Origin of the sequence: Moorena sp. SIO2C4 (genome assembly GCF_010672485.1) — a bacterium.
GTDB lineage: Bacteria > Cyanobacteriota > Cyanobacteriia > Cyanobacteriales > Coleofasciculaceae > Moorena > Moorena producens.
Map to the genome: position 1 here is coordinate 1 of NZ_JAAHGN010000181.1, position 9,370 is coordinate 9,370.

Genomic DNA, 9,370 nt, shown 5'->3' on the forward strand with positions numbered 1-9,370 from the left:
CTGATAGCTTACGATAGGTTTTCACACTTCGTTACACAGTTAATGACAAATTGATACAAAAATATTTATTTTTTGACCAGAATTAAATATAATTAATTCAGTAGCGGAAAATATTAGGTTTAAACCTAATATTTTCCGCTACTGAATTAATTATATTTAATTCTGGTACCATCCGGTGACTTTGGCGATGTTCTACACTAAACCTTGCAACCACTGCCGCTAATCGGTCTCCTAAGCCTAATGATGGTACCTCGGCAGGGAGTGGTGCACGGTTCTTCCTGCCGCAGCAAGTGCATTCCAACTGATGCAGTTGATGTTCAATTCCCTTGGCCGATAGCGGCGGAATATCAACGATTTGATCACGATAAGGGTGCGCTGGTCGTTGCCCCTCAACTGCTCTCCACAATGCTGACCAATATCTGGTACATGGGAATGGACTTCGCTACAGGCTTCGAGCGGATAGAGCTGTGGTGTTTTCTCGGATCAGCCATCACTGCTAGACTTTTTCTTTTTCTTTGTCTTTTTCTTGTTGAGAGTCTGGGGGTTTGACAAATCTTGCTGACCAAAACCGTCACTTGAGGGGGGACGAGATGAATTTTGTGAATTTTGCTTGAGTTGCTCTTCTATATAGGCCAAACGCTCACTCAAAACTGTTACCACCGCTTTTACACTCCCTGGGGTGGCATCCCAATCTCCCAAAGGAATTTGAATCCCTGGGATGTTAATCTCTACACTCATAAACCCAATCTTACCACAGAATCGCCACTGAAACCCACATTTCTTCGTTGGAGGCTGGGACGGTTACGACTGAAGTTACCCTTAGCGATTTCATAAAAACCCTTGCCTAGAGAGGTTTCCAGCCATTTTTAAGCTACCGCTACTGGGTACATTTAGAAGCGACTCCTGAAAAGCATTTGAAAGGATTTGAAGCGAATGCTATTTTTGTGCATAGTACCATGATTGCAAGCATCAAGCCAAAACCTACATGGGTACATATTTGGGAAACTCAATCGCTACATCGTTTACAGTAAGAGAGTTTGAGGCTGAAAGTAGTACAAATGAACGGTGTGACTTCAGTTATGAGAAACATTCAAGTTTATTACCCCGTTTTGATGCAATAGCGAGTGGTTTGGGTTCTGTTTGGGTCACTTGTGAGCATCTTGTCACAAAAATTACTCACTACATTGTGTAGTTCTAAAAGATTACGAATTTTGAGGATTTTGCAATGGGGTTGACCTTATCGCCCGAAGGGCTAATCGCAAATTGTTAAATAATTCTAAGTATTTCTAGTTGGGATGATCACTCAGGATGAGGTTTTTATATACAGCGTTTTTCATAACTATAAGGTACATAGGTGCGCTTTCCGCATCTAATTATTAAATTCCCATTAGCTGCGCGCCTCCAAGGCCGGGTTACCCGGCCTTGGGTCGCGCCTTCGGGTCGCACCTCAGGATTTTTTCCCTGTTCCCTGATCCGAAGTTCCCTAAAACCCAAGAATTTGTACCTCACCCAATGGCCAACCGCTGTATTACTTAATGTATTACAAATTGAAGTTCTTTCAAAAATAAACGGTGCTACATGAAGAAAAGTTAAAAAATTTGCCATCCTTACTCCAAGCAGATCCCATAAAAATTTACAAAAATTTACATAGCGATAAAAACTTTGGTCCGACTACTGATCAGCAAAAGGTGATCACCAAATGGGCTGATAAGCGACACGCTGATAGCGTCCGTCAAAAGCTCAGTCCCAAATTCGGTCACCTGCCCTGGTTTATCGAGATTTGCGGCTATAATGAAACCGCTGTGAGGGGAGAGGGAGAGATGAGGAGTGGGTATGAAAAGTTTTTTCAAAACTGGCAACTATGCAATTAAAATCCACAACAGCTTAATTGCACAACTTAATTGCACAACCCAAGTAGGAGGTTAGTCACGTTAATGTCTATGTTATCATAAAAAGCGAGTATAGGTATCGGTTGCAGTTTTTGTTTTCAGTGTTGACAGGTTTCTTCTGTTTCATATTGCTAAGCATGCCTCCGAAATTTCTATCTCTACATAAATCAAATTTTGGAGATATTGTATGTCTGTCTATGTTGGTAACCTTGCACGTGAGGTGACAGAAGAGGATCTGAAATCTGTGTTTGAAGAATATGGCGAAATCAAGCGAATTCACATGCCCACCGATCGCGAAACAGGTCGCTTAAGGGGCTTTGCTTTTGTGGAAATGAACACAGAGGAGGAAGAAGCGAAGGCCATTGAAGAGCTTGATCGAGCTGAATGGATGGGGCGCGAGCTCAAAGTCAATAAAGCCAAGCCTCGGGAAAAAAGAAACTCATTTGGGGGCGGTCGCAAAGGTGATAACTTCGGCGCTCGTCGCTACTAAGCTCGCTTTGATCTAAATCAAAACCCAATTCTCAGGTCTGAGCCCAGGGCAGGGGTTTTACCCCTGTCTAGTTCTACCCTGCGCGTCAGAATTTAGGGAGTAATCCTGGTAGGGTAAAGCAAACTCGAACTCTAGTTGGAAGATACTAGTGTGGGTAGGATTGCTGTCTATCAGTCGATTGAAGGCATCTTAAACTTTTTGATTCAGACAAGTATGAACGTTTAAGACCTAAAGTAGGAAAACCCAAATAGGCAGTGTTCAGATCGAGAATCACACTAGTTGTAGTGTGTGAGTTAACCAACAATATCATTAATTCCACGGCTCATAGCTAAAGTCAGTTTTAAGGGAGATATTGTAGCAAACTCTCCAGGCTGAAGCGTGGAGGTACACCATCACAGTCCACTTGACAAGGAGTAAGGAAAAAATAAGGATTTGAGAGCCTGCTTTTGGCAGGCTTAATTCGGATTTCTTTGCCATAGACGAGTGCAGGCTATCCAGGTGCAAGATTATGATTTTCAACGGACTTGAGATATAAGCCATTCGTTTTAAAAACTGGCCAGATGCCAACACCTTCCGTCAGTTGTAGGAGTTTTCTCAGTCAATCAGAGGTTTGCCCTGTCCTGTACTTATGGGATGAATGATGACTTGTTATTCGACCACGGAAGCGATCAAAACAGGAGGACATTGAATGACCCAAGTGGTGGTTGGTGAAAATGAGCAGTTAGAGTCAGCCCTACGTCGATTTAAGCGAAAAGTCTCCCAAGCTGGCATCTTTGCCGATATGAAAAAGAATCGTCATTTTGAGACATTTGCACAAAAACGCAAACGTAAAGAAATTGCGAGACATCGGGAACGTCGAAGACTCCGAAACCGTAGAAGACGGTTCTAGCAGGGTAGATTGCTAGATTAATTTTTTAGATCCACTCCGGTAGCATCGTTATTGTAAGGCGTGGGTAATAGGTAAGAGGTAATGGGTAATTGGCAATTGCGATTACTCCTGTACCATTACCGATTACCCGTTGCCTATTTCCGTGACCCATTACCCAAAACAACCTTGGATTATGAACACTACATTATGAACACTAAATATGACAAACGACAAAAACGGACTTGATATAACCTGATGTTTTGCTCAAGTTGTTAATGGCTGAGGATTCTTAGTCAGTAAATTCCGCAACCAGCGTCGAGTCTTGGGAGAGATTAGCCACATACCGAAGTACAAAATTATATCCATAGGTAGGGGTTTGCCATGGCGAATGGCTTCCCAGAGAAGGGGAAAAAATGCCTTCCACTCACCAGCGAAGGCAGCTCTTGAACTTACCTGTGTCAAGATAAAGGATGCGTAAGCACGGGGTGTAACTAACTCTTGTAAATTTTGAATCCAGTTTAATGAAGTCCGCCATTTAGTAGTGCTACTAATACTAGGATGGTTTTCTCCTAAATACCACACTGACAATGGTTCAGTCACAAACTCAATTCCTACCTCTTCCAAAGTAGTCGCCCGTAACACCCAGCCCCAATCTTCGTGAATTTTACCGCTGCTTCCGGGGGGGATTTTTTGCAATAACTCTTTGGATGTAAGAATAGTTGAAGCTTGAATTAGTCCTTCTCCCTGGAAGAAGGTATTGCGAACAAACAGATATTCACTCAGTTCTTCTGATTTAGAGGGAATTCTTCTCGGCCAAATGGAATCGTTTTGGGGAGTCCGAGCAATTAGGTAACAGGTAACAATGGGGTATTTGTATTGGGAACGATTAGCCGCTTCCAGTTGCAGTTCAAGTTTTTGGGGCATCCATTCGTCATCATCATCTAGATGAGCAATCCATGGGGCTTGAGCTGCAGCAATCCCCGCCCTACGAGCGGCAGTGCAACCTTGATTGGTGGGCAGTTCAATCACCCTTAGCCGGGAGTCATCCACTTCTGCGAGTGAGGCACAAGTAGCCTCATTCGGACCATCTATGACAACAATGACTTCGATTTGACTAAGGGTTTGAGCTAGAGCGCTTTGAACAGCTCGTTTAACTAACTTTGGTCTGCGATAGGTAGGTATTACGACACTAACTAAGGGTTTCAAGGTTATATCCTCCTGATGATATGTAAAATGAAAAATTTCTGCTGATTATAAATCCTAATGATTGGCAATATTTTTTTGAAAAAATAACCAGTTTTAGGGACTGATTAAGCATGGCTACCCTTGGGTAATTAGGGGACCAAAACCAACTCAAATTTGTAAGTACTCAAAGGAATAAATATTAGCTAACAACCTCTTTATATAGCCCCTACGCCAATAAGATTATTTGAATTAACTGAATAATTTATAAAATCTCAATACTAGTAGGGGGATATCAGTCAATTCATGAAACAAAAAAAAAGGATCCCAAAATTATTAAACCCGAAGTTATAGCAAAATTACTCCTCGCAGCTAGTTTGATTGAGTGCATCTCACTTTTGCAATTAGCCAAAAATTATAATAAAATCTCCAGACTCCCCGCGCCCCCGCCCCTGCTTGTTTACAAATATGAGATGCACCCGTTTGATTATCCTGAGGGTCACAATATAGCAGTCGCCAGGGCAGTTAGGACATGACAAAAGTCTCAAACCTAAGTAAGCGCAAGAGTTTGACTTCTGACTTCTGACTTCTGACTTTTGACTTCTGCTATAATACTGATTGATAAGGGTTGCTAGGTAAAATGAACTATCGATATATTTTTTTGTTATAAGCTGATGAAATTTTTCCTTTTGAAACCAATAATTATTAATAGCTCTCTCTCTTTGATTTTCATAAAAATAACTTAATAAGCCATTTGCTTTGGCATTCAAAACATCACCAATGTGAAGGATATCATTTGGGGTACATCCTAGCTGTTCAAGAACATATGGATAAATATCTCCCGTAAATTTAGTTTTCCCTATAGCAGAAGACAAAAATAGATTGTCACTCTGATCATAGCCTGCGGCATGAAGAATTTTATTAATCACCGATAGGAGATACATATCTGAGATGAAAATAATCTGTTTTTGATTTTCTCGGCAATAGTTATAGACCGAAAAAATAAATTCATTACGTCGGCAAACATCCCTTTCGGTTTCTATTTCAATTTTTTTGAGTATTTGTGCCGTTTGGTCATTAACTCCAAAATATTCTACCAAACACTCAAATATGGTATCCAAGGTAACTTCTGACACTTGTTCTCGTCTCCAGAGTTTTTCCCTAGATTTTTTTTATGCTTTTTGCCTAAGCTTAGGATAATTTGGTAATAACTCGGAATGACAATACTCATACTGCCTTTGAACCAGTGTAAAGACATCACTTGGCTCTAAAACATTGCGTATAATTGCGGTATCAAAGATATCAAATGATACGTATTTTGATTTACTGATGATCTTGGCTAGTGTGTGATCCATCTGACCTATCTTGAAGCTAAGCTGCTAAAAAACTAATCCAGTTTTGGGTTTGCCTTGCCATATCTATGTTTTCGTTTTCCTGACTACCCTGATTTTCCTATTCAAGGGAAAAGTAAGGATAGAGAAGTAGTTAAGGAGACTAGCATTGAAAAGAGTAATCAGAAAACGGGCAATAAAAGCATTGCCCTGGCTAAGTGAGAAATCTCAGACTATCTAATGACAGAATTCCCATTAGTGGAGAAAAAGTAACACTATTACTCTCAAGCAGAAAAATTATCGATCATGAAAGCAGTGTCTTTGTGGAAACTCCAAAACTTTCTCCCGATCTTGGAAGGTTGGTGAATTACCTCTGTGGTGCCTATACAATTGGGATACAACCATACACTACATAAGACCCCCAGCTTAGCCGCAGGCTTAGTGGGGGGATGGTGCCAGGGTATTCACAGCATTTTGCCTATGTCAATAGTGATCAGTGAACCGACACTCTAAAATACGGAAATATACCTGCAATATACGAAGTGCTTTGTAAATGTCAACCGTAGCTAATGGGCAATTGATACTAAGTTGGGATCAAAGATAGTATCTTCCTCAAAAGGTGATGGAGTGATGGGGTGATGGGAAGAAAGTGCTAAGTATGAATGCAACTTAGTATCACTTGGTATGAATCACGATCATGGTGTTATTGCACCATGACTGAGACAAAATTAATAAAATTAATTTTCTCAGTTATTCTGAGTTGACTGGCTAGAACTGACTAACAGCTACACATCAGGTACATCCTGATTTTGCTAGTTCATTCCCTGAGGTAATGGTGAAAGAAGGCTTACAGGCTCGTCTAAACTGTGTTTTTGTCCATTTAGCATGTACCCCATCTTCTCTACTCTCAAAGGTTGTGCATAAAATTTAGCTAGAGCAAGTTGAAAGAAAAAGGCTGGATTACCGAGTAAGTAGCGAGCTGCGAGACGTTTGGGTTCACGGGATAGACGATAAAGCCACTCTCCACCAAGATTGGAAATAAATTCTGGACAGTCAGGAACCAAACCTGCTAATCGGTCGATCACTGCACCACAAGGCATGAACACATTGACATTAATACGACTACGATGCTGCCAAATCCATTTTTCTTGAATTGGCATACCCATGCCTACTAATAAAATATTAGGTTTTGCCTGGTTAATTTTATTAATTATCTCTTCATTTTGGCTGGGGTCTTCTTTATCAAAATATCCGTGATGACCATCGACAATAATATTGGGGTATTGTTGTCTAAGGTTATTAAGGGCTGTTTCTAGATGCTTAGGCTTTGACCCCAGCAGAAACATTGACAAACTATTTTGGTTAAAATTATCCAGTAATTTGGGCATTAATAGTGTGTAAGATGCGCGGTATTTTAGGGATAAATTGTACCCCATAAACTGAAGGGCTTTTAATATACCCATACCGTCACAATGGGCGATTTCTGCACTTTGGATAAATTCATAGAACCATGGGAGCTGCATTGAAAAATTAAAACTATGTACGTTATAGTGAGCTACGGTTATTTTTCTGTCTTCAACGCAAGCGGCATGAATGGCGTCTACAATCCTAGGGACGGTTACACAAGATATTCTACGCTCTAGCAAATGTACATTAATAGCAGGTAAATAATCTAATTCATTCCGTTGATTTTTTATTGCCATTGCCGTAATAGTTAGACTAGTGATTATTTACAGTATTGCCACCTGTTGTTCGCGATCGCGTTTTCACGATGTCAAACTTATGAATAAGTTATGTGTGTGTATCACAAGTAGGACTTACGCAGCTGATCGAGAAATTAAGGTTTTAGCCAATAGGGAACTTCGGCTCTGGAAAGAACCGGGAATAGGGAATTACAGCAGTTTTACAGATCTGATTTTACAGATCTGAGTGGGTAAGTCCTGAGTAGGTAAAAGGCTTGTATGGTTGGATGGTATCCCCCCATTACCCCCCTAAAAAAGCCGGGTAAACAAGAGGCTTACATCCATAGTCTTGACAAATGACTAATGACTAACTGATTTTTTCCAAATTACCAACATTACACCGCAGATAATCAAACCCAACCCCACGGCACGGCTAACGGGGATGGTTTCCTTAAAGAAAAAATAGCCCATCAGTACGGAGAAGACGTAAGTCAAGGATACTGAAGGACCAGCAACGCTGAGATTTACCCGCGTCAGCAACAAAATGTATGCCAGTGCCCCTAAACCATAACAACTTAGCCCTGCTATAATTTCTGGGGTCTTGGGTATACTGAAAATCTGATCTAGCCAATTGCTAGCGTTAACTTTTTCCAGCTTTTCGGCTCCAGTTTTGAGCAAGAACTGTCCAGTAGCACTGGTTAGGACTGACATTAAGAAAAGACTAAATTCTGCTAGATTCACGAATATCTCAGAATTACAAGTGGTCGATGCTTCTTAATCCGATTGCTAGTTTGATGCTATAGGCTTCAACCTTCAGGAGCTTAAGTTATTGTGATTGCTCCTAAAATAGTGTTAGGAGATTGATTTTAAGTATTTATGGCTACTTCCAGCACTGCTACCTACACCGAAGAACAGATTTCAGCTTGGCTGCGGGGTTTATTTGCCGTTGCCTGGGCTGATGGTCACTTTGACCCTGAAGAACAAGAGGTTATGGCTCAAATCACCCAGGAGACATTGGCTCCTGGTACTGATTTGCAGTCTTTTGATCAACCGATTACTCCTGAAGAACTGGCAGCAGCTTTAGGTAAGGATAACACAACGGCAGAGAATTTTCTACGAACTGCTGTAATGGTAGCCTTGGCAGATGGGGTGTACTCTGCGACTGAAGCTGATGTTCTAGACCAGTTCTGTGAAGCACTAGGTCATAAGGTTGAGGCTCTTGAATCACTGCAGGTAACTCTTTATGACGATAAGGCAACTGAGCAAAGGGATTCTGCTGATGCGTTAGCTCAAGAACCAGGAAGTTCTGACCATCCCCATTCGGATATTCTACAGCCAGTACGGGATTGGTTAGATGGTATGGATGTTAATGACCCACGTGTTGCTCGATTTATGTGCAAACTGATTCCTGCTCAGTGTCCGTTTGAACGGGACGTGAAGCTATTTAATCACAAAATCGTCCACATCCCACCGATGTGTAAGCTTAATCCTCTCTATGATCAGTTAGTCGGCTTGCGCTTCCGGGCTTTATCTTATTTAGCCGATGATTGTGGTGAAGATGTTTCATCTTATTTATAAGTGGTGATTGGTAATTGGTGATTGGTGATTAGTCATTAGTCATTGGTGACTAGTCATTAGTCATTGGTCATTCGTAGTTAGATTGATTAAGGAGAATGGGGTCAACTGACTGGTGTCAAGAAAACACTAAGGACTAAGAACTAATTATGCAATTTATCGACCAAGCAGAAATTGAAGTTGTCGCTGGTAACGGGGGCGATGGAATTGTGGCGTTTCGGCGGGAAAAGTATGTTCCTGCTGGAGGACCGGCGGGGGGTAATGGTGGTCGGGGGGGTAGCGTGATTTTGAATGCTATAGAGCACCTGCAAACGTTGCTAGATTTTAAATACGCCCATTGCTTTCGAGATGAA

Annotated in this window: 12 protein-coding genes and 1 pseudogene; 7 read left to right on the forward strand and 6 right to left on the reverse strand. The window is 41.3% G+C overall.

Annotation, left to right across the window (positions count from 1 at the left end):
* Window positions 1–97 precede the first annotated feature (97 nt).
* Complete coding sequence (locus F6K20_RS12320; RefSeq protein ID WP_287294843.1) at window positions 98–406, reverse strand: hypothetical protein; 309 nt, start codon at window positions 404–406, stop codon at window positions 98–100.
* A 77-nt stretch (window positions 407–483) separates the two neighbouring features.
* Window positions 484–738: a DUF6444 domain-containing protein gene (locus F6K20_RS12325; RefSeq protein WP_008185805.1), complete on the reverse strand. Its 255-nt coding sequence runs from the start codon at window positions 736–738 to the stop codon at window positions 484–486.
* An 833-nt stretch (window positions 739–1,571) separates the two neighbouring features.
* On the opposite strand from F6K20_RS12325, the gene F6K20_RS12330 reads away from it, so the two are divergent.
* The 4 genes from F6K20_RS12330 (at window position 1,572) to F6K20_RS12345 (ending at window position 3,493) form a co-directional block, all read left to right on the forward strand.
* Complete coding sequence (locus F6K20_RS12330) at window positions 1,572–1,871, forward strand: hypothetical protein (protein ID WP_287247379.1); 300 nt, start codon at window positions 1,572–1,574, stop codon at window positions 1,869–1,871.
* Window positions 1,872–2,076: 205 nt separating this feature from the next.
* Window positions 2,077–2,379 carry an RNA-binding regulator gene (gene rbp, locus F6K20_RS12335; protein ID WP_008185801.1) on the forward strand — a complete coding sequence of 101 codons (303 nt, stop codon included), beginning with the start codon at window positions 2,077–2,079 and terminating at the stop codon, window positions 2,377–2,379.
* A gap of 688 nt (window positions 2,380–3,067) precedes the next feature.
* Entirely contained in the window at window positions 3,068–3,268 is a 201-nt protein-coding gene (rpsU, locus tag F6K20_RS12340) for a 30S ribosomal protein S21 (RefSeq protein WP_008185800.1), read from the forward strand.
* 81 nt (window positions 3,269–3,349) lie between these two features.
* The gene (locus F6K20_RS12345; protein WP_154659833.1) at window positions 3,350–3,493 is read left to right on the forward strand and encodes a hypothetical protein; all 144 of its coding nucleotides are present in this window, start codon (window positions 3,350–3,352) and stop codon (window positions 3,491–3,493) included.
* 18 nt (window positions 3,494–3,511) lie between these two features.
* Here F6K20_RS12345 and F6K20_RS12350 read toward each other — a convergent pair whose 3' ends face one another.
* Together F6K20_RS12350 and F6K20_RS12355 are read right to left on the reverse strand one after the other, a co-directional pair.
* On the reverse strand, window positions 3,512–4,453 hold the full coding sequence (locus F6K20_RS12350; protein ID WP_287247384.1) for a glycosyltransferase family 2 protein: 942 nt from the start codon (window positions 4,451–4,453) through the stop codon (window positions 3,512–3,514).
* A 380-nt stretch (window positions 4,454–4,833) separates the two neighbouring features.
* Complete coding sequence (locus F6K20_RS12355) at window positions 4,834–5,565, reverse strand: hypothetical protein (protein WP_287247386.1); 732 nt, start codon at window positions 5,563–5,565, stop codon at window positions 4,834–4,836.
* A 413-nt stretch (window positions 5,566–5,978) separates the two neighbouring features.
* Between F6K20_RS12355 and F6K20_RS12360 the strand changes: the two genes are divergently transcribed.
* Window positions 5,979–6,176 (forward strand): hypothetical protein, encoded by a 198-nt coding sequence (locus F6K20_RS12360; RefSeq protein WP_131827149.1) that lies wholly within the window; start codon window positions 5,979–5,981, stop codon window positions 6,174–6,176.
* Window positions 6,177–6,572: 396 nt separating this feature from the next.
* On the opposite strand, the gene F6K20_RS12365 is transcribed toward F6K20_RS12360, so the two are convergent.
* Both F6K20_RS12365 and F6K20_RS12370 read right to left on the reverse strand, forming a co-directional pair.
* On the reverse strand, window positions 6,573–7,463 hold the full coding sequence (locus F6K20_RS12365) for a WecB/TagA/CpsF family glycosyltransferase (RefSeq protein WP_044493600.1): 891 nt from the start codon (window positions 7,461–7,463) through the stop codon (window positions 6,573–6,575).
* A gap of 339 nt (window positions 7,464–7,802) precedes the next feature.
* On the reverse strand, window positions 7,803–8,183 hold the full coding sequence (locus F6K20_RS12370) for an EamA family transporter (protein WP_131827148.1): 381 nt from the start codon (window positions 8,181–8,183) through the stop codon (window positions 7,803–7,805).
* A gap of 135 nt (window positions 8,184–8,318) precedes the next feature.
* On the opposite strand from F6K20_RS12370, the gene F6K20_RS12375 reads away from it, so the two are divergent.
* Together F6K20_RS12375 and F6K20_RS12380 are read left to right on the forward strand one after the other, a co-directional pair.
* Window positions 8,319–9,020: a Mo-dependent nitrogenase C-terminal domain-containing protein gene (locus F6K20_RS12375; protein ID WP_008185791.1), complete on the forward strand. Its 702-nt coding sequence runs from the start codon at window positions 8,319–8,321 to the stop codon at window positions 9,018–9,020.
* A gap of 146 nt (window positions 9,021–9,166) precedes the next feature.
* Window positions 9,167–9,370: pseudogene (locus tag F6K20_RS12380) on the forward strand (GTPase ObgE); the annotation flags it as partial.